General features: G+C 60.0%; 15 protein-coding genes and 1 pseudogene. 7 read left to right on the top strand and 9 right to left on the bottom strand.

All coding sequences use genetic code 11. The features are described from left to right. Window positions 1–790: 790 nt before the first annotated feature. From ftsE to AACP62_RS02360, 3 genes and pseudogenes are all read right to left on the bottom strand, one after another. Window positions 791–1,822: pseudogene (ftsE, locus tag AACP62_RS02370) on the bottom strand (cell division ATP-binding protein FtsE); the annotation flags it as partial. Window positions 1,823–1,919: 97 nt separating this feature from the next. After that, window positions 1,920–3,053 (bottom strand): peptide chain release factor 2, encoded by a 1,134-nt coding sequence (prfB, locus tag AACP62_RS02365; RefSeq protein WP_339346057.1) that lies wholly within the window; start codon window positions 3,051–3,053, stop codon window positions 1,920–1,922. Between the two features lie 109 nt (window positions 3,054–3,162). Next, a complete protein-coding gene (locus AACP62_RS02360) occupies window positions 3,163–3,294 on the bottom strand; it encodes a hypothetical protein (RefSeq protein ID WP_255297770.1) in 132 nt (43 codons plus the stop codon). A 147-nt stretch (window positions 3,295–3,441) separates the two neighbouring features. On the opposite strand from AACP62_RS02360, the gene dapD reads away from it, so the two are divergent. Beyond that, window positions 3,442–4,401, top strand: coding sequence for a 2,3,4,5-tetrahydropyridine-2,6-dicarboxylate N-succinyltransferase (gene dapD, locus AACP62_RS02355; protein ID WP_339346055.1), 960 nt, complete (start codon window positions 3,442–3,444; stop codon window positions 4,399–4,401). An 18-nt stretch (window positions 4,402–4,419) separates the two neighbouring features. Here the strand turns inward: dapD and AACP62_RS02350 are convergent, their stop codons facing one another. From AACP62_RS02350 to AACP62_RS02340, 3 genes are all read right to left on the bottom strand, one after another. Next, the gene (locus AACP62_RS02350) at window positions 4,420–5,709 is read right to left on the bottom strand and encodes a citrate synthase (protein ID WP_339346054.1); all 1,290 of its coding nucleotides are present in this window, start codon (window positions 5,707–5,709) and stop codon (window positions 4,420–4,422) included. Window positions 5,710–6,041: 332 nt separating this feature from the next. Beyond that, window positions 6,042–6,818, bottom strand: a complete 777-nt coding sequence (map, locus tag AACP62_RS02345) for a type I methionyl aminopeptidase (RefSeq protein WP_029678693.1) — start codon at window positions 6,816–6,818, stop codon at window positions 6,042–6,044. Window positions 6,819–6,921: 103 nt separating this feature from the next. Continuing rightward, window positions 6,922–7,635, bottom strand: a complete 714-nt coding sequence (locus AACP62_RS02340) for a DUF308 domain-containing protein (RefSeq protein WP_154312681.1) — start codon at window positions 7,633–7,635, stop codon at window positions 6,922–6,924. Between the two features lie 174 nt (window positions 7,636–7,809). Here AACP62_RS02340 and AACP62_RS02335 point away from each other — a divergent pair, with 174 nt between their 5' ends. After that, window positions 7,810–9,903: a M13 family metallopeptidase gene (locus tag AACP62_RS02335; protein WP_339346050.1), complete on the top strand. Its 2,094-nt coding sequence runs from the start codon at window positions 7,810–7,812 to the stop codon at window positions 9,901–9,903. 119 nt (window positions 9,904–10,022) lie between these two features. Here AACP62_RS02335 and AACP62_RS02330 read toward each other — a convergent pair whose 3' ends face one another. After that, window positions 10,023–10,523: a single-stranded DNA-binding protein gene (locus AACP62_RS02330; protein ID WP_339346048.1), complete on the bottom strand. Its 501-nt coding sequence runs from the start codon at window positions 10,521–10,523 to the stop codon at window positions 10,023–10,025. Between the two features lie 1,131 nt (window positions 10,524–11,654). On the opposite strand from AACP62_RS02330, the gene AACP62_RS02325 reads away from it, so the two are divergent. Next, window positions 11,655–12,509 (top strand): exodeoxyribonuclease III, encoded by an 855-nt coding sequence (locus AACP62_RS02325; protein ID WP_029678697.1) that lies wholly within the window; start codon window positions 11,655–11,657, stop codon window positions 12,507–12,509. A 128-nt stretch (window positions 12,510–12,637) separates the two neighbouring features. On the opposite strand, the gene AACP62_RS02320 is transcribed toward AACP62_RS02325, so the two are convergent. Further along, window positions 12,638–14,452 (bottom strand): proline--tRNA ligase, encoded by a 1,815-nt coding sequence (locus AACP62_RS02320; protein WP_339346046.1) that lies wholly within the window; start codon window positions 14,450–14,452, stop codon window positions 12,638–12,640. 314 nt (window positions 14,453–14,766) lie between these two features. On the opposite strand from AACP62_RS02320, the gene AACP62_RS02315 reads away from it, so the two are divergent. The 4 genes from AACP62_RS02315 to AACP62_RS02300 all read left to right on the top strand — a co-directional run bounded on the left by AACP62_RS02315 (window position 14,767) and on the right by AACP62_RS02300 (window position 18,557). Continuing rightward, on the top strand, window positions 14,767–15,552 hold the full coding sequence (locus AACP62_RS02315; protein WP_198177395.1) for an ABC transporter ATP-binding protein: 786 nt from the start codon (window positions 14,767–14,769) through the stop codon (window positions 15,550–15,552). After that, window positions 15,540–17,054: a hypothetical protein gene (locus tag AACP62_RS02310; RefSeq protein ID WP_339346043.1), complete on the top strand. Its 1,515-nt coding sequence runs from the start codon at window positions 15,540–15,542 to the stop codon at window positions 17,052–17,054. Before AACP62_RS02315 ends, AACP62_RS02310 begins: the two co-directional genes overlap by 13 nt. Further along, window positions 17,054–17,833: a hypothetical protein gene (locus AACP62_RS02305; protein WP_339346042.1), complete on the top strand. Its 780-nt coding sequence runs from the start codon at window positions 17,054–17,056 to the stop codon at window positions 17,831–17,833. Before AACP62_RS02310 ends, AACP62_RS02305 begins: the two co-directional genes overlap by 1 nt. Window positions 17,834–18,086: 253 nt before the next feature. Further along, window positions 18,087–18,557 (top strand): GNAT family N-acetyltransferase, encoded by a 471-nt coding sequence (locus AACP62_RS02300; RefSeq protein ID WP_339346040.1) that lies wholly within the window; start codon window positions 18,087–18,089, stop codon window positions 18,555–18,557. 45 nt (window positions 18,558–18,602) lie between these two features. On the opposite strand, the gene AACP62_RS02295 is transcribed toward AACP62_RS02300, so the two are convergent. Then, window positions 18,603–20,009, bottom strand: coding sequence for a PIF1 family DEAD/DEAH box helicase (locus AACP62_RS02295; RefSeq protein ID WP_339346038.1), 1,407 nt, complete (start codon window positions 20,007–20,009; stop codon window positions 18,603–18,605). Window positions 20,010–20,045: the final 36 nt, after the last annotated feature.

Below are 20,045 nucleotides of genomic sequence, written 5' to 3'. Positions count from 1 at the left end.
CCGCCTTCTTCTCGTCATCATGCTCATCCCGAGCCTGTGCGTCGTTCTCTCGATGGGACTTCCTGGCCGCCTTGGGGGCTTCAGGTGGAGCCGGTGGAGCCGGCGGGGCTCCCATGGACTCGACGCCATGATGATTTTCGCTTGTCGAGACCTTTTTATCGGCCCTGCTCTTCTCGGAGGCCTGTTCTGAGGATTTCGCCCCGTCCTGCTTCACCTGGCCTCTATCCTGATTGGATTTGTCGGTCGGCTCGGCTGGACTGGAGACATCAGCCCCCGAAGGCTGATCGGGCCTCTTGAACCCTTGCTCACTATCAGAAGTCTTGGCGGAAGAGTTCTTCATCGATCGGCGGTCATTGGCCTTGTCATCATTCTTAAGAGCACTTTGACCTCGATCACGAATACGTTCGTCATGCGCGAGACCCTTGCTGGCACCGCCTCGTTTCCCGTCCTGCTCCCTGCCGCTCGATTCCTCGGTCTGCCGACCCTGGGATCTGCCCTCATCGGTTGCCTTGGGCTGAACAGCATCCGAACCACGGGTAGGCTTGGGAGATTTTCTGGAAGCCGTACGTTCAGTATGGGCGTGATTGGCAGACTCACCATGATCAGTACCTGCCTTGTCGCGGTCCCTGTCACCGGAACTGTCGCTCGACTGACCTGATTGATCCTTGCTGCCTTGGGCCACAGGCCTGCGGAACCGCTCATCCGGATCAGAGTCGGTCCTCCGATCGGCCTGTCCTACAGCCGCGTCTTCGTGGCGGCTGGAATCTTCCTGCCCAGATTCAAGACTGCCCAGACCCTTGCCCCAGGTCAGGGTGTCCTCCACCGAGGTGAAGACCTGCCCATAACGTCCGGTTCTCCCCGAATGCATGGACTTGGCCAGACGCGCGATCCCCTCGTCGCCATACTGACCCTGGTTGACAGCCTGTGCAACCGCCTGGACCACCTGCTTGGCCCCCTTGGTTCCATCCGCAATGGGCTCGGTGGCCGAGCTGTTCCCGTCCTGTACGACGATCTGAACCGGACGGCGCCCTCCAACTCCAGCCTCACGTGCACGGTCCAGGGCATCGCCGTCGGCGGGATCCCCAATGGCGTGATGAGAGCGCGCAGCCACTTCGGCATCGGGGAAGAAGCGCGAAGAATCGTAGGAACCGTGGGCCTCGTCGCGCATGATCCGACCCGTATGCAACTCCACCACCCGCTTGCGCATGGAGTTGACAATCTCCTCGTTGTGGGTGGCCATGACCACCGTGGTGCCTGTCCTGTTGATGGCATCCAGGACCTCCATGATGCCCAGGGAGGTGGTGGGATCAAGATTGCCGGTAGGCTCATCCGCCAGCAGAATTTCCGGGTTGTTGACGTAGGCCCGGGCCAGAGCCACACGCTGGGCCTCGCCGCCTGAGAGCTCGTGGGGATAGTTGTGTTCCTTGCCCGTCAGCCCCACAGTCTTGAGCACCTGGGGCACCAGGGTTTTGATGGTGGATCGACGGGCGCCGATGACCTCCAGCGTGAAGGCTACGTTCTGCCATACGGTCTTGTTGTTCAGCAGCTTGTAATCCTGGAATACGAAGCCGATGGAACGCCGATAGCCGGGAATCTCGCGGTTGCGCAGACGTCGCAGGTCGTTGCCGGCAACACGGATCTCCCCCTCGGTGGCCTCCTCCTCGCGCAGGAGCAGACGCAGCAGAGTGGTTTTGCCCGACCCGCTGGCGCCCACCAGAAAAACGAAATCCCCGCGATTGACATCCAGGCTGATGTTATCCAAGGCTGGACGGGACCCCTTGGGGTAAATCTTGGTCACGCCCTTGAGCGAAATCAACGCCATTTACACTCCGTTCCTCGGTATTCCCATACAGAGGCTATCAAGAAGACCAACACTACTCACCCATGAAACACCGACCAGACTTGAGCCGGACGAAGCCCTACTTGTTGGCTTCCTCCTCGCGAGCCTGGACCCGCTGCTGATGCCGCCAGCGAATGCCGGCCTCGATAAAGGCGTCAATGTCACCGTCGAAGACCCCTTGGGTGTCGGAGGTCTCGTATCCGGTGCGAAGATCCTTGACCATCTGGTAGGGATGCAGCACGTAGGAGCGCATCTGGTCACCCCAGCTGGCCTTGATGTCGCCGGCCAGTTCCTTCTTCTTCTTGGCTTCCTCCTCGTGCCGTAGAACCAGCAGCCGGGACTGCAGGACAGCCATGGCAGCCGCGCGGTTCTGAATCTGGCTGCGCTCATCCTGCATGGTGACCACGATGTTGGTCGGCAGGTGGGTAATGCGCACGGCCGAATAAGTGGTGTTGACACCCTGGCCGCCGGGGCCGGAGGAGCAGTAAGTGTCCACGCGGATGTCCGAATCGGGGATGTCGATGTGATCGGTGGGCTCCACCAGGGGAATGACCTCGACGGCGGCGAAAGAGGTCTGCCGTCGGCCCTGGTTGTCAAAGGGCGAGATCCGCACCAGACGATGGGTGCCGCCCTCCACCGACAGACGGCCGTAAGCGTAGGGGGCGTCCACCTGGAAGGTGGCCGATTTGATGCCGGCCTCCTCCGCGTAGGAGGTGTCCATGACCTTGGTGGAGAAACCGTGCCTCTCAGCCCAACGCATGTACATGCGCAGAAGCATCTGCGCCCAGTCGGCCGCATCCACCCCGCCGGCACCCGAGCGGATGGTGACCACGGCAGCGCGCTCGTCATACTCCCCATCCAGCAAGGTCTGAATCTCCATGTCATCCAGGTCGGACCTCAAAGAGTCGATCTCCTTGCGGGCCTCCACCAGGGTGTCCTGATCATGCTCCTCCTGGCCCAGCTCCTCCAGGGCCTGCACATCGTCCAGCCGGGAGGATGCGGACTCAAGGTGCTTGAGCTGGGATTGCAGGGCCGAGAGCCTGCTGGTCACCTTCTGAGCATTCTCCTGGTCGTCCCAGAGTCCGGGCGCGCTGGCCTGACGCTCCAAATCCGCAATCCGAGAGCGCAAACCCTCCGGGTCCAGCGCCTTGGAAATCATCTCGTACTTGGCCTTGGCCTGCTCCAATGCTTGAGCAAAATCCATCTCTGCCATGCCGTCTCACCGCTTTCCAGACCAACTCCGCACGAGCCGGCCACCTTCTTCATTCATTCATTTGCCTTTGCCTGTAACAGCAGGATTCCCGCCGACTGGACGGGCCGGGTCAAAGGCCGCTGAAGATGGCTGGGATGACAAGACTGGCCAGCAATGCCACGGCGATGACCAGGCAGACCGCCCTGGCCGTATTGCGGCGCCGACGCTCCCGGCGCTCCCGCTCATGACTGTAGGCACTCATAGCTGATGATTTTACCTATCGGCTGGGACCTGGCTGGCGACGATCCAGACCCGGCTGTCGGACGGACCGCCTGTATTTGAGCGTCGACCGGCTTATCCTGTAAGACAACTTGATGTCAACACGACCGCATCGCCTGAAGGAGGAACGATGAGCACAGCACGCACCGCATGGGGTTGGGGCCTGTCCAGCCAGGACGAGCAGGGCCGCACCCTGGACGTTTGGTATCCCAAGGCCGAGATCTCCACACCGCCGGCCCCGGCCAACCGCCCCAACCACGACTTCGGCGACCAGGTCCACAACCAGCCCGACGCCCGTGGCATCCGAAGGGTACCGGTCTTCACCGTATCCGATTTGGATGGCCCGATAGCCGATGCCGCCGACGCCTATCTGCGGCTTCACCTGCTCAGCATGCGCCTGACACCGCCCAACAGCATGAACCTGGACGGGATTTTCGAACAGCTGACCACGGTGGTCTGGACCAACTACGGACCCTTTGCCGTGGAGGACTTCGCCCTGCGCAGGTCAGAAGTCATGGCTGCAGCCAGCGGGTCCATGCCGGGCATCCCGATGACGCAGGTAACGGTGCTAAGCGTGGACAAGTTCCCCCGCATGGTGGATTACGTGGTTCCCGAGGGGGTACGCATCGGCAACGCTGACCGGATTCGGCTCGGCGCCCACCTGGCACCGGGAACGACGGTCATGCACGAGGGCTTCGTCAACTTCAACGCCGGAACCCTGGGCCACTCCATGGTCGAAGGGCGAATCTCACAGGGGGTCGTGGTCGGAGACGGTTCGGACATCGGCGGCGGAGCCTCCATCATGGGCACCCTGTCCGGCGGAGGCCGCCATCGGGTCTCCATCGGCCAGCACTCCTTGCTGGGAGCCAACGCCGGCATCGGTATCTCTTTGGGCGATGACTGCGTGGTTGAAGCAGGGCTCTACGTCACCGCCGGCACCAAGATCGGCCTAGGCGACCAAGTGGTCAAGGGAGCAGAGCTCAGCGGACGGGATCATCTGCTCTTCATCCGTGACTCCCGCACTGGCCAGGTCAAGGCCCTACCCCGCAAAAAGGGAATCGAGCTGAACGAGCGGCTACACGCCAATTGAGCCAGGCGGCCATCGGGCTCAGCGCTGCTCCATGGGCAGGTAGTCGCGTGGTCCCTGACCGGTATAGACCTGCCTGGGACGACCGATTTTCGTGTCAGGATCGTCCAGCATCTCCCTGTACTGGGCGATCCATCCGGGGATGCGTCCCAATGCGAAGAGCGTGGTGAACATCTCCGGGTCGAAGCCGATGGCGCGGTAGATGAGCCCGGTGTAGAAGTCCACGTTGGGATAGAGGTGGCGCTCAACGAAGTAATCGTCGTGCAGGGCCAGGTCCTCCAGCTCCAAAGCCACGTCGAAGAGCTCCGCATCCTCAGCATTTTTATCCTGGTCGGGTTCGTCCATGAGCTTGTAGAGCCACTGCTTGGCGATGGCCGCGCGAGGGTCATAGGATTTATAGACCCGGTGGCCCAGACCCGCGATTTTTCGTCCCTCGCTCTTGGCCTGGTCCACATAGCCCCGCACGCCCAGACCTGAATCACGTATGCTCTTCAACTGACGCAGCACGGCCTCGTTGGCGCCGCCGTGCAGGGGACCTGACAGGGTATTGATGCCGGCAGCCACTGCCGAATACAGGTTGGCCCGGGCTGATCCGGCAATCCTCACCACTGAAGTAGAGCAGTTCTGCTCATGGTCGGCATGGATGATCAGAAGCTTGTCCAAGGCCTGCACCTTGAGAGGATCGGCCTGATAGGGCTGGTAGGGCATGGCGAAGCTCATCCGCAGGAAATCCTCCACATAACCCCAGGTCCTGTCCGGGTAGAGCAGAGGCTGGTCGCGGCGACGACGATGAATCAGGGAAACGATGGTGCGCACCTTGGCCATGATGATGGCGCTGGCCTCATCCAACTGGTCGGGATCGTCAATATCACAGGTGTCCGGGTGGAAGCCCGCCAGAGCGTTGACCGCCGCAGCCAGCACACTCATGGGATGGGCCTGGCGGGGGAAGGACGAGAGCAGATGGCGGAAGTCCTCCCCTACCAGCGTGTGGCCCAGGACATGGCTGCGGAACCGCTGGTACTGCTCGGCATCAGGTAGCTCGCCGTGGGACAGCAGCCAGGCCACTTCGAGGAAATTGGACTGGGCGCACAGGTCCTCTATGGCATAGCCCCTGTAGCGCAGTATGGACCGCTTGCCGTCAATGAAGGTGATTCCCGAGACGCACTGGGCCGTGGTCTGGAATCCGGGATCCAGCGTGACCCAGCCGTCGTTGCGCAGGGAGGAGACCAGAATGCCGTCGGGCCCTTCGGTGGCACGAACCAGGGGAAGATCAACCTGTTCGGAATCGATGGACAACCGTGCAGTAGACACCACGCACCTCCTGTTAATCAACCAGTGAGGTGCCAGTGAGAGTCGACGGCCATGCCGGATCAGGCTACCGGCACCTGTACCGGCGTGGAATTGCCGACATGCTAGCAGAAACAACCACGACTTCGATTACCGGCTTGTAACTTCAAGCATGAATCTGTCATCCCCACCTACGACGCGCAGGTCCAAGCCAGTGCCGTCTTCGTTCCCGCACCAGCCTGCGGGCACAAGGCCAGGAGAGAAGGGCCAGTATCAAAGAGGAACCCAGGAGCATCCACATTGTGGACATTCCTGGGTCCCTTATAGTCCTAATTCGACTTCGGACAGCCTTCGACTCAGTCCCTGGTTGTCAGGATGACAGGCCCCTGCTCGGTGATGGCGATGGTGTGCTCGCTGTGGGCGCCGCGCGATCCGTCTGCAGAGCGCAGGGTCCAACCATCCTTGGGGTCCTGGTAAATCTGATCGGTGGTCGCCAGGAACCAAGGCTCAATGGCGATGACCAGGCCCGGGCGCAGCTTGTAACCGTGATGAGGTGTGCCGTCGTTGGGTACATGGGGATCGCCGTGCATGATTCGTCCTACCCCGTGTCCGCCGAACTCCAGGTTGACGCTGTATCCGTTTTCATGGGCAACCTCACCGACTGCAGCGGAAATGTCACCCAGGCGGTTGCCGGGCTGAGCCTGTGCGATACCCGCCTTCAGGGCCTCTTCAGTGGTCCGAATCAGCCGCAGATCCTCTGGATCGGCATGCTCACCCACTACGAAGCTGATAGCCGAGTCGCCCACCCAGCCGTCCACGTTGATGGCCAGATCCAGAGAGAGCAGGTCACCATCCTTGAGGTTGTAGTCATAAGGCACCCCATGCAGGACGGCATCGTTGACGGACAGGCAGATGTAGTGGGCGAAGGGGCCGGTACCGAAATCAGGTGCGTAGTCCACATAGCAGGAGGTGGCTCCCTTACGGGAGTTGATCCTATCCTTGACGTAGTCGTCCAGCTCCAGCAGGTTGACCCCGGGTTTGCTCATGGCTTTGAGCTCCTTGAGGATGCTGCCGACAAATCTGCCCGCCGGCTTCATCTGTTCGATCTCCTGCTTGGTTTTGAGCTCGATCATCCTCTGCGTCCTTTCATAATTGGTGCCCGCGGGTGCCACCCCTCAGGATCCTGCCCAAGTACTACCTCTCAGTATTATCGGGTCAGTCGGACGAGTCCGGCTCTCAGTTCCGGCCGAAGGTGAAGGCCCTGATGATGGATACGACTCCCAGCACCAGAAGGGCACACCCGCTGAAGATGACCAGGAAGATAACGGAGCTCAGCGGGTAGATCATGACGATGATTCCGGCGATGATTGAAACGATGCCCGAGAAGATGGCCCAGCCTGAATGCGGGAGTCCCCAGGAGGCGGCCAGACTCATCACTCCCTCCATAATCCAGCTGATGCCCACGATGATGGTGACCAGTAGGGTCAGCGCAGAAGCGGACAGGGCCGTGTTCCTGACGATGACAATACCGCCGACGGCGATCAGAGCGCCAAAGAGGACGCCCAGCACACGCCAACCGCCAGGAAGCCCCTTGGTCACGATGGAGGTGGCCAGACGGACCACGCCGGAGATGATGAAGTAGATACCCAGCACCACGGTCACGGCGATCAGGGTCTTGTCCGGCCTGAGCAGAAGGGCCAGGCCTAGGATGACTCCAATCACGCCCATGACGCCCATAATGATGCGGATGGCCCGCAGGGTTCTGAATCCCAGATCCTCGGCGATCATGGAGAATGGATCCATCCGTGGCGGGCGCCCTTGGTAGCCGGGGTATTGCCCATACTGACCATAATTATTCTGGCCATAATTATTCTGATATTGGCCGTTATTCTGCGAAGAATCCTGACCACCGTACTGATTGGGCTGACCGCCCTGCATGGGATCCGTCATACCGTCCTCTTTCGCTCACTCAGGGCAGCCGAGCCGCTGTCCTGTTACCGTCTTCCAAGTTTAAATCACCAAGGGGGCAATCGCGGCTTTTCCCTTCGGCAGATGGTTCGCCGGTCCGCTGATTCCCTGCAACCCAGGGCACGGCATGTCACCAAAGATGGCTAGGCTTGTGGCATGGCACAATCTACTGAATCCAAGACCTCCTCCGGACTTGATCCGGCCTCCTTCTCCTCGGTCATTCGGCCACAGGACGACCTCTTCCGCTTCGTCAACGGCCCCTGGATCGACACCTACAGCCTGCCCGAAGACCGCTCCCGGTTCGGCTCCTTCGACAAGCTTGCCGAGGATGCCGAAGCACAGATCCATGAAATCCTTGAGGACCCGGAGTCCCCGGCTGTCAAGTCAGCCCTGCTCTATCGCAGTTTCCTGGACACCGATGCCATCGAAGCTGCAGGGATGGAACCCATCCGCCCAGACCTGCAGGCCATTGATGCCGTGCCCGACAAGAAGGCACTGACCAGCCTGCTGGGCCGGCTCAATCCCACTGGTGGCCCCGATCTGTTCGGCATTGCCATCTATGGCGATCCAGGAAACGCTGGCGTCAACGTGGCACATATGGAGCAGGCCGGACTCGGGCTTCCCGACGAGGCCTACTACCGTGAGAAGAGCTACGCACCCGTACGCCAGGCCTACACCGACATGGTCGCCTCCCTGCTCAGGCTCTCCGGCTACGCCGACGACCAGGAGGATGCCCACAGGCAGGCGGAGTCCTTCCTTGAGGTCGAGACTCGTATAGCTTCACGCCATTGGGACAACGTGTCCACCAGAGATGAGGATCGTACCTACAATCCCACCACCCTGACCGACCTGGAGTCAACGCTCGCCGATTTCGATCTGCACACCTGGATCGAGTCCTGGCAGAAGGCATATGCAGCCAGCCCTGTCGCCAATCTGCAACCGGTCAATCTGAACACAGCCCTGTCAAGGACCATTGTGCACGAACCCTCCTTCCTGCAGGGATTGAACGAGCTCTGGAAAACCGGCGACCTTGAGGATCTCAAGCTCTGGGCCCGCGTACACACCCTGATCGAGTGGGCAGGCCTGCTCAGCAGCGACTTCGATCAGGCCAGGTTCGACTTCTACGGCAAGGTCCTTTCAGGCACGACCAAGATGCGTGACCGCTGGAAGCGAGCCGTTTCCCTGGTCAACGGCATTTGCGGCGAGGAGGTTGGACGCGAATATGTGCGCCGGCACTTCCCTGCCTCCAGCAAGGCCCGCATGGAGGCCCTGGTTGGGGACTTGATCGATGCCTACCGGGTCTCCATCACCTCAAGCGACTGGCTGGGCGAACAGACCAAGGTCAAGGCTCTGGCCAAGCTTGACAAATTCTCACCCAAGATCGGCTACACCGAGCACTGGCGCGACTATACGGCCCTGGCTGTGGACGAAAAGCTGGGCCTGGTCGACAACATGCGGCGGGCCAACCTCTACGAGTCCGGCTATCAGTTCGGCAAGGCCGGTAAGCCCGTGGACAAGGAAGAGTGGCTGATGAACCCTCAGACGGTCAACGCCTATTACGAGCCCACTCTGAACGTCATCGTCTTCCCCGCAGCCATTCTCCAGCCGCCCTTCTTCAACCCAGAAGCCGACGATGCCGTCAACTACGGAGGCATCGGGTCGGTCATCGGCCACGAGATCGGCCATGGATTCGACGATCAGGGCTCCAAGTACGACGGCGACGGGCGTCTGCAGGACTGGTGGACCCCGCAGGACCGTGAGAACTTCGAGCAGCGGACCAAGGCACTCATTGAGCAGTACAACGGGTTCGTCCCCCAACAGCTCGCCGAGAAGTACGCCGACAAGCCCGAGCAGGCACCCCATGTCAATGGAGCACTGACCATCGGCGAGAACATCGGGGATCTGGGAGGCGTCAACATCGCCATCAAGGCCTATGCACTCTCCCTACAGAAGAAGGAGGGCGGCACAGCCAGGACAGATGATGCGGCTATGGACCAGGCATTGGCCTCGGCTCCAGTCATGGACGGCTACACCGGTCTGCAACGGTTCTTCCTGTCCTATGCCTCCATCTGGAGGACCAAGAACAGGGATCAATTGGCCGAACAGTATCTGCGGATCGACCCCCACTCCCCTGCTGAATTCCGCACCAACGGCATCGTCAGGAACGTGGATCGTTTCTATCAGGCCTTCGGGGTCACCGCCGACGACGGCATGTGGCTGGAACCCGACGCACGGGTCAAGATCTGGTAAACCTGTTCTGATTGAAATCGTTGTTTGACGGCTTCAATTAGCCCGCTGATCAAGGCGGGAGGTCGACGGGAATCAGTCGGCCTCCCGCCTTCGTCTTGCTTGGCCGAAACAACCTTTGCTCATCCGGCATTGGGAGCCTTCACCGATGCCACCTCGGCCGCAGATGACGCAGAGGCAGTTTCGGACGGCGAAGATGACGGCGGCGTGATCCATGGATCCGGACCGTCGGCCCCCTCATCAATAGGCGCATCACCAGATCGGATCCTGGTGAAGGTGTCCTGTCCACGTGCCAGGTCGTGACCGATGCCATCCGCCACCAAGACCAGACTGCTATGCGGCTGACCGTCACTGGTCCACTCCTCCGTTACCAAGGAGCCGGAAACCATTACCGGATCACCCTTGTGCAGACAGGCCAGGGCATTGACCGCCAGAGTCCTGAAGGCTTTGACCGTCAGCCAGGTGGTGGATTTCCGTTTCCACACCCCAGCTGCAGCATCGTAATAGGCCGGTGTAGAGCCCAATCTAAAGGAGCAGACAGGCGTGGACCCCGGCTGTCCCAAACGCGTTGGCTGGGTCCCCATGAAGCCGAAGACGGTTGTTTTTATTTCGTTGATGGACATACCGGAACCTCTCTGTTGTTGTTATGAATCCGACGCTGTAAATCTGCCAGTTGATTCCTGATCCTGCAGCGGTGAGGCCATTCGACGGAGGATCCCCGACCGGAGCGCGGATAATCGGAGCGGGGGAAGGGACTGGCCCCAGCCAGGAACCCTCCGTCGAACGGTGAATCAATCCTGCCTCCGCCCACGTCCCCGCACCTGATTTGCAGACCATTGTGGTCGAACGAACTCGGCCTGATTTACATTGTGGACGATCCAACCCTTCTTCCATAAGAACATGAAATAGGTCAATTGCTGGAAGGACCTATCTCGTCAGGTAAAGCAAGGTGGGTTTACCCATAATTATGAAAAGTCAAGAACAGGGAAAGCTTGATAACATAAAATGGATGGCTTGGATGCAGATAAAAGTCAACGGCGATAATGCCTCGACGACTCACAATTGGTAATCATTCAAGGAGAGAGTGAACACAACATGATTGCAGGAGCGATTGCAGGTGTAGTAGCGATAGTGGCAGTTGCCATACTCGTTACATTGTTGATTCGATACCTCAGGAAGAACAGAACACAGCATACATAAATCCAGGCAATAGCTCATGGGCGGCCCTGGCGTTTAATTCCTATGACTCCATCACCGATAACGGGTGGCGGCTTGTGCTATACGCCGCTCATTATCATGTTCCCGGCCGCTTATAGTGACGCTGATCCGATTACCTCATGAACACTCCAGATGGACGGTCGTAACCAGTCACCATCCGTCAGAAAGCACATGATTGCACAAAAAAAAATGAGAGACTCAGACAGCTCCATTCCGAACCGGAGAAGGTCGCAGCCTCCTCGAACAGTCACCAGGCGTGAATCACTCTGGTCGAGGCTGACGTGCAGACATGAAGACAAGTCTCAAGATCGGCGAGAGAGACCAGGCGAACAGCGTTCGAGAAAGGCATTCGCTCAACGTGTCTCGATGGAGGACTGATTTATCGATGTCTTGTGCGCAAATGCCAAAAAATGCATCAATGGAACCCACAACCGGATTCAGAGGGTCCCCTTTTAATGCCTAGGACCATCGAGCATTGGTCCTGGGCTAAACTGTGAGAGCAGATACATCGGTACGGTTTGGAAGGACCCGCAGTCATGGTTCACACGCTGGTCAGTTGGAATATCGATTCGCTCAACGCCGCCCTGCTGGGCAAGAGCAGCCGCAGCGCCCTCTCCCTGAAGGTGGTGGAGACCATCCGGGATCTGGACCCCGATGTCGTAGCCATCCAGGAGACCAAACTCAACGGTGACCAGAAGAAATCCGCAGGCATCCTTAAGGCGCTCATGCGCTACTTCCCCGATTACCAGGAGGTGGACCGCCGCTCCGAGGCCCCGGCCCGCACAGGCTACGCAGGCACGCTCATGCTCTACCGCAAGAGCCTGCCGGAGCCTACCGTGACCCGCCCCCGCATCGGCGCTCCGGACACCATGGACGACGAGGGCCGCATGCTCACTCTGGAGTTCCCGGACTGCTTCGTCACCACGGTCTACACCCCCAATTCCGGATCGGGACTGGTCAGGCTCAAGCCGCGCGGGGTCTGGGACGATTGCTACCGTCACTACCTGCAGGAACTGGATGCCCGCAAGCCGGTCCTGGCCTGCGGCGACTTCAACGTGGCCCACGAGGAGATCGACATCGCCAACCCGGCATCCAACCACCATTCCGCCGGCTTCACCGACCAGGAGCGCGAGAAGTTCGGCCTTCTGCTGGACGCCGGCTTCACCGACACCTTCCGAAAGATCCATGGCGATGCCGCCGGATTCTACGATGACCGCCGCAGCATCTACACCTGGTTCGCCCAGCGTGCCCCGAAGAGCAAGATCAACAACTCAGGCTGGCGCATCGACTACTGGCTGACCTCCAACCGGATCGCTGACCAGGTCAGCACCAGTGAACCCGTGGACACCGGCGAGCGCCAGGACCATCTGCCCATTCTGCTGCGCATCTGACCGGATAGATCCCTGAACCCAAACCGATACGACCAAAAGGGCGGGGCCTTGGTCACGCCATGATGTACGTGACCAGGGCCCCGCCCCTCTATATTGGTTGCGATAAGCAACCATGGGTGTGGCATGCCCTACTGCAGGGCTGCGATCCGATCAAGAATCACCTGAGCGGCCTGATCAGCAGGAACAGCTTGCACATCCGAACCGTCGCGGTTGCGAATCTCGATGGTGCCGTTGGCGATGGTGTCGCGTCCGGCAATGGCGACCAGGGGCACCCCGATCAGCTCGGCATCCTTGAACTTGACCCCGGGGGATACCTTGGGCCGGTCATCGTAGAGGACCTCCACGCCACGGTCCTCCAAATCGGCGACCAGCTTCTCAGCGGCATCGAAGGCCTCCTGCTTCTTGCCGGTGGCCACCACATGAACCGCGGCAGGAGCGACAGCCTTGGGCCAGGCCAGACCCTTGTCATCGTGATGCATCTCCGCAATGCAGGCCAGCACACGGGAAATGCCGATGCCATAGCAACCCATCCAGACCGGTACCGCCTTGCCGTTGCGGTCCAGAACCTTCAGACCCAATGCGTCAGAGTATTTCAGTCCAAGCTGGAAGACCTGCCCTATCTCCACGCCACGTTCGAAGCTGAGCGGTCCTGATCCGTCAGGGCTCATATCCCCGTGACGGACCTCGGCGGCCTCCACCACTCCGTCGGCTTGGAAGTCACGCCCGTAGACCGCATTGGCCAGATGCACTCCTTGGGCATCCGCACCGGTCACCCAGGCTGAGCCGGGCGCCACATGGGCGTCGAGGAAGTAGCGGATATGAGCGGCGGACTCACTGTCCGAACGCTGAGGGCCCAGCACGCGAGGACCAATGTACCCCTTGACCAGCTCGGGATGGGCCGCAAGGTCAGCCTCACTGGCCTCCTCGATCTCGGCCGGGGCGAACTGGGCCTCCAGCCGCTTCATGTCCACCTGACGGTCGCCCGGCAGGCCGACGGCCACCAGCTCCCGCCAGCCCTCGGGATGGTCATTGTCGGCAGGGTGCTTGACGGCCACAATCAGGTTCTTCAAAGTATCGGCAGCGGTCCAGTCCCGGCCGTCCTGGCGGGGATGCAGCTGGTTGAACCGCTCCACCAGAGTGTCGATGGTGGTCGAGTCGGGGGTATCCAGCTCCTGCATGGCCGGGGTCTCGGAATAGTCGACGGACTCGGGGGGCGGGGTGGTCAACGCCTCCACGTTCCACGCCTTCCCCGAGGGAGCCAGGGCAAATGTGTCCTCGCCTATGGGCAGCGGAGCCAGGAATTCCTCGGACTCTGATCCCCCCATGGGTCCGGAAACCGCGTGGACGATTACGTAATTGACGCCCAGGCGCTTGAAGATTCGTTCATAGGCGCCGCGCTCATCCTGGTAGGCCTTCTTCAGCCCCTCCTCATCCACAGTGAAGGAATAGGCGTCCTTCATAATGAACTCACGACCCCTGATCAGCCCGGCGCGGGGACGGAACTCGTCGCGGTACTTGGTCTGGATCTGGTAGAGGACAACCGGCAGGTCCTTGTATGAGGAGTACATGTCCTTGACCAGGAGGGTGAACATCTCCTCATGGGTGGGAGCCAGCAGGTAATCAGCGCCGTGCCTGTCCTGGAGGCGGAAGAGATTCTCACCGTACTCCTCCCAGCGGTGGGTGGCCTCGTAGGGCTCGCGAGGCAGCAGGGCCGGGAAGTGGACCTCCTGGGCGCCAATGCCGTTAATCTCCTCACGGACCACGGCCTGGACCTTGTCAAGGACTTTCAGACCCAGTGGCAGCCAGGTGAAGATGCCAGGGGCCACCTTGCGGACGTATCCGGCACGCTGAAGGAGTTTGGCCGAGTCCACATCGGCGTCGGCCGGATCCTCCCTGAGGGTCCGCAGAAAGAGGGTTGACATGCGCATGGCTTTGGTTCTCATACCTCCCAAAGATATGCGCGCAAAGGGACAAGCAGCCATAGAAGATGACCTGTGACAATTTGCTGCAGGAGAGCCTGAAATCTGGAAATTATTGATCGCGCCCATCATACATAGTTCTGGCGGCCACGCCTCGGATCATCTCTTGAGATCAATCGAGACGCTGCGGAATACAGAGACTGCAACTTCTTAGAACAATTCCGAATACCGTTCATGCGCTTTGTCAAGCACACCGATTTGACTCGAGCAGTTGTGTAATGTACAATTAAATGAATTTTGAAGTAAAATTAGTTCAATCTTTTTATTAGCTTGGTTCAATGGTGACTTATAAAGTAGACGTTTCTCTCTCGCACGTGTCCTTCTCCTACGGCCGTAAACAGGCGCTGTCAGATGTGTCCTTGAGCTTCGGCAATGGCGTATTCGGGCTCTTGGGACCCAATGGTGCCGGCAAGACGACGCTGATGAATATTGTGACCACCTTGTCGCGTCCTTCGTCGGGCAGTGTCAGGATAGCCGGCGCGAATGTGCTGACCAACTCCGGACGACATCGGGCCAGGAGTCGGATTGGCTATTTGCCACAATCTTTCGAGCTGATGAATGCTTCCAGTCTTATGCGCAACGTGCGGTATGCCGCATGGGCGCGGGGCTTGTCCTGGAATGCCTCCTGCGATGCGGCAGTGTGGGCCATGGAGCAGGTGGGATTGTCTGGGGAATCCCGCCGCCCGGTGCGCAGCCTGTCCGGTGGCATGCGTCAACGTGCGGGCATCGCGTGTGCAATTGTCGCCCGTCCCGACGTGCTTGTCTTGGATGAGCCGACCGTTGGCCTCGACCCAGTGCAGCGCATTGAGGTGCGTAAATTCCTCGATGCCTATGCCGACAGCCACACAGTGCTGGTGAGCACGCATTTGGTCGAGGACCTGGCCGCAATTGCCGACCGTGTACTGGTGCTCGATCACGGGCATCTGCTCCTGAACGGGGGTATGGATGATCTCGCCGCCTTGGCCGCTCCTGAGGACTCTATGGCATCTCCTTGGGAATCCGGTTATCGACGACTGCTGACAGGGACCGAGCCTCTGCCATCCGACCAGGAATGGATTTCATGATGGCCCGGTTGCTTAATCCCTTGTCACCGGTGAGCTCGCTGGTGTTCTTTCTTGCAATGATGTCGTATCCGGCCGTAAGCTCGGTGAGCAACTATGGAATTGGCCGATCAGACGTGTCTTTGTTCGCGTTGACAAATGCCCAATTACAGCTTGATCTGACCTTCATGCATCTGGTAACTGATGTAATCGCCTGCATGTTCGGGGCATGGGGCGCCTGGAAGGCATGCTCCCCTCGATCTATGGTGGCGCCACCCTGGATTGGAGGCTCGGCTGTCCGAAGATACGGCGTTCCTGTCCTCAAGGGTGCTGCATTGTGTGCCCTGGCCTATGCGGCAGGATGTCTTCCTGCCATCGTCCAGACACTGCGGTTCACTGGCGGGTCGGTTCCCGTGGGAGCCTTGCTCATGGGCATGGCAGCGCCAGCAGCTATGTTCGCCCTAGGTTACTCATTCGGCACCATCATGGGTAGCCGCTGGTCCCTGGCTCCGGCCACGCTCCTGCCTGCCGCTCTGTGTTGGGTCAGCGTGATGCTGCTGATGCCACGCACCCCCAGGGGAGATGTGTTTCCCCAATCTTGGGGGTCGCCGCTTGCGGTGGCGATGCCCGTGATGAACACGGGCATCGGTGCCGAGCCGGGACTCAGTATTAACCCTTCAGCGGTGACAGCACGCTGGGTCTTGGTCGTAGTAGTGCTGGCCGCGTCCACAGCGGCATGCATTCTGACCGCGCACCGGTGGCGGCCCGGCCTGTCATGGATAGTCGCCCCCTTGGCGGTGCTTCTGCTTGTTCCGACTGCTGCCGGGGGCCTGATCGCCATGTCCGGTCCGGCAGAATGGCGCCGGTCCGCTCCGTTCACCCCCGTCTGCAAAAGCATAGACGGCGTGCCGCTATCAGTGTGTGCCCACCCGGATGATGGCGCCCACCTGAGACGCTATATGCGATATATGCGGTCGGCCGCCTCATGGTTCCCCAAGGACAGTGTGGAGGACAGCTCGGGCCTTGTGCTTTTGCTGGGCAACGCCTTTACGCCCACAACCCATGGCCAGGCATGGAATCTCACCGGGCAAGGCATGACCGAACTGCAACACTTGGGCGGCAAAAAGATACAGGTAATGACCGACACAGTCACCGAACGCACTGGACGATACAGCGGCCTAGAAAACGTCACAGAGACCATTGTGAAGGAATTCGTCCATGCCGACTGCGCGGCTACGGCACTTGAAAACGTTTATAAACAAGGGACGTTGGATGACGGTGCCAGCGTGTCCGCCTTCGTGCTGGAGCAGTTGCCCGTGCGCATGAGCGAGACCGCCTACGAGTCGATGGGTGGCAGAGGAAGCGGGGCATCCGGGATGGGAAGCGCCCGAGGCCCTGCCGCCGATCTGCTCAACGATGCCACTAATGAAGAGTTCCATGCCTATGTGCGTCGCAACCTCTCTGAGATCGAACGCTGCGCCGTCACGCCGTCCAATGTCATCAATGATCTGGGGAAGAACCACTGATGGGCGGCCGGCATCGACGTGGTTCCATGAAGGGCGGAATCTCGGTCGGATGGCTGGCTGGGCGCAACCCATGGGCGGCCTTGGCATTCATCGCGCTGGCTGCGGCCGTACCCTTCCTGCTTGCCTCCGTCTCCGCTTCCGCTACCGGCGGAGAGATCTATGCTCGACCAGCCTATTACGGGTACGTCTGCCTTCCTGATCCACATGCAGTGGTATTCAACGACGCTGTGCACACCCAATGCCCACAAGGCAAAAGCGCCGTGCCAAGTATCGTGCCCATGGCCGAGCTGGCCTATGCGGCGTTCAGCGCATGCGCTTTGGTCATGCTCGCCCCACTTATGCCCACCTGGGAGCGCCTGAACCTGGCGCGCGTCCGTTGGCGAGCCCTGGCTGCCGGGACAGGCGTGCTGATGCTGCCGTTTCTTTTCAGCCTCCTCCTTACCATACCTAGCTCCCACGGCGACCCGACAACCGCACAGTCGCTGCTCAGACTGGCTGCCTGCAACGGCCTGGTCGACGCATCCTTGGTCATGCTCGGCATCGCATTACTGGGTCGTTTCTACGGGCTTGGGCTGGGCGTAGGGCTGGCAGTGATCAATATCGCCAGCCAAGGTATGCAGGTAGGCATGGGGCTGACGCTTCGTCTATACCCCGAGGACATCAAACCGCCTGTTCCTGGACAGGGGATCTGGCCGGCGATTGCAGCGGTCTTGACAGTCTTCGCCGTCTTACTCTGGACGGTTACCGGAGGCCGGGGAATGATCATGGACAAGAAATAAAGAGCCAGCATAGCTGCTTGTGAGAGGTGCAAGAACCTGCCGGCCTTAGCAGCGCAGGAGTTTGTCCGAGTCCACCTGGCCGTCAACCGAACCCAAACCAAACGGCGCATACCGGAAAAGGTCGGCAAATCCTCAACCTAACATCCTGACATCCGGCATCTCTCCAGTATTACCCTCTCCTATAAAGAGGACCAAGATATGATGGTTGTATATCAAACAGGTTTTCTGATTTACAAGGACAAGGCGGGCACCTATGTCATCAGAGCCGGGTATGACCATCCAGACCTTCACCGACCTCGATGCAGAGCACATGACGCTTCTCCTGGAGGCAGATCCTTCGGAACGGATAATCCATGACGTTTTCACCAATTCCCGCGCCTATGAAATCCGAGTGGAACAAGCCCTGGCCGGTGTCATGCTGCTTGTCAGACGAAACACGGATACCCTGGAAATCGCCAATATCAGCGTAGACCGTGCTTTTCGCAGACAGGGACTTGGAAGCAGATTAATAGAGCGAGCCAAGATGGAAACTGTCGGGCTGGGTCTGAGAAGATTGGAAGTGGGCACCGGATCCACCAGTTTTGGAGCCCTTTGCTTCTACCAGACATGCGGATTTCGCATGGACCGCATTGTGCGGGATTATTTTGTAGACCGCTACCAACAGCCCATTGTCGAGAACGGAATCACCCTTAAAGACATGGTCCGTCTGTCATGGTGTCTCTAGCGACCCGAGCGACCGCACCGGCCCAAGACAGGTAAGGCCGACCCTTCAGAAAAGCTGGTCCTGGTTGAATTCGTCTTCCGGTTCCTGACCGACGGCGCGCTTGGTGAAGGACTCAGGACCTTCATCTTTCAGACGGGCGCAGGCCGCCTTGGATTCGGCCCTCAAGCCAGCATCCAGAACGACGGCATCAGGAGAGACCAGGAAGGCGTGCTCATTGATGCCCGTCAGGTAGAGCCCATCCAGACTTTCCACACGGGAGAGGGCCACGTATCCCATCCCTGGCGCAAAGGTCCGTCTCAGGTCCATGACCGCCCTATCCAAGGTCATCCCCTGGGATTTGTGGATGGTGATCCCCCAGGCACAGCGAAGAGGTACCTGGTTGACGGCGGCCAAGACCGTGTCCCCGTCCATGGTCTCCCAGGCGGCCGGCTTCATGGTGACCACGTTGCCATTCTGGAAGGAGACGATCGGCCATCCCCCCTTGGCCGAGCTGGTGAATCCGCTGACTGTACCTATGGAGCCGTTGACATATTGATGATCCTGGTCGTTGCGCAGGGCCATGACTGCGGCTCCGGTCTTCAGGGCCAGATCCTCGGGAGCCAGCATGTTCTTTTTCAGACGCTCCACAAGTCTGGCCTCGCCCCGGGATGTGGCCTGGTAATGGTGGGCCTGTTCGTCGATGGAGGCCAGGCGCTGGTCGTTGAGCGTGTCGGCCTGCTTGTTGACCGGGAAGAGGTGGACCGCCACCTGGCCGGGAGCGGGCACAGCGCCCACACGGGTAGCCAGGACATCATGGTCCTCCTGGGTGACGCCGCCCTCCCTGATGTCAGTCAGGACGGTCAACAGCTGTCCATCGTCCTGGCGGTGCTGCTCGGTCAGGTAACAGATGACCGGTTCCAGGTCCTGCCAGACCAGGGATTCGGTGACGAACCCGTCCGGGTCCTTGCCGGCCTGGGCGTAGCGTTCCCGGGCAGCCTGGAATTCAGGGCTGGGCGGTATTCCTGAAGCTCGGTTGGACCGAGTCACCGGCGGCAGCTGGAAGAAGTCCCCGGAAAGGACCACCTGGATCCCTCCGAAGGGTTCGGGACTGTGACGGACAGCACGGCAGGCCTGGTCCACCATGTCGAAGAGCCAGGCGTGCATCATGGAGACCTCGTCGATGACCAGGATGTCGGTGCCCTCGATCTGCCTGCGGCGGCGGGTCTTGATCCGCTTCAAGAGCGATTCGGTCATGCAGGTGGCGATTCCCACCCCGCTCCAGGAGTGGATGGTCTGGCCGTTGATGTGCGTGGCGGCGATGCCGGTCGAGGCGGTCACCGCCACAACCGCCCCGGCCTGGCGGGCCTGGGCGACGAACTCGTTGAGCACAAAGGTCTTGCCTGACCCGGGGGCACCTGTGATGAAGGCATTGGCCCCCGCATTCAATATGGTCAAGGCTTCGGATTGCTGCATGCCTCCATGGTGCCACGTCAGAGGTACATGGCCACG

Origin of the sequence: Bifidobacterium apis, from assembly GCF_036986835.1 — a bacterium.
GTDB classification, from domain to species: domain Bacteria; phylum Actinomycetota; class Actinomycetes; order Actinomycetales; family Bifidobacteriaceae; genus Bombiscardovia; species Bombiscardovia apis_A.
The sequence above is the reverse complement of the archived record's forward strand: the minus strand, read 5'-3'. Positions and strand labels throughout refer to the sequence as shown.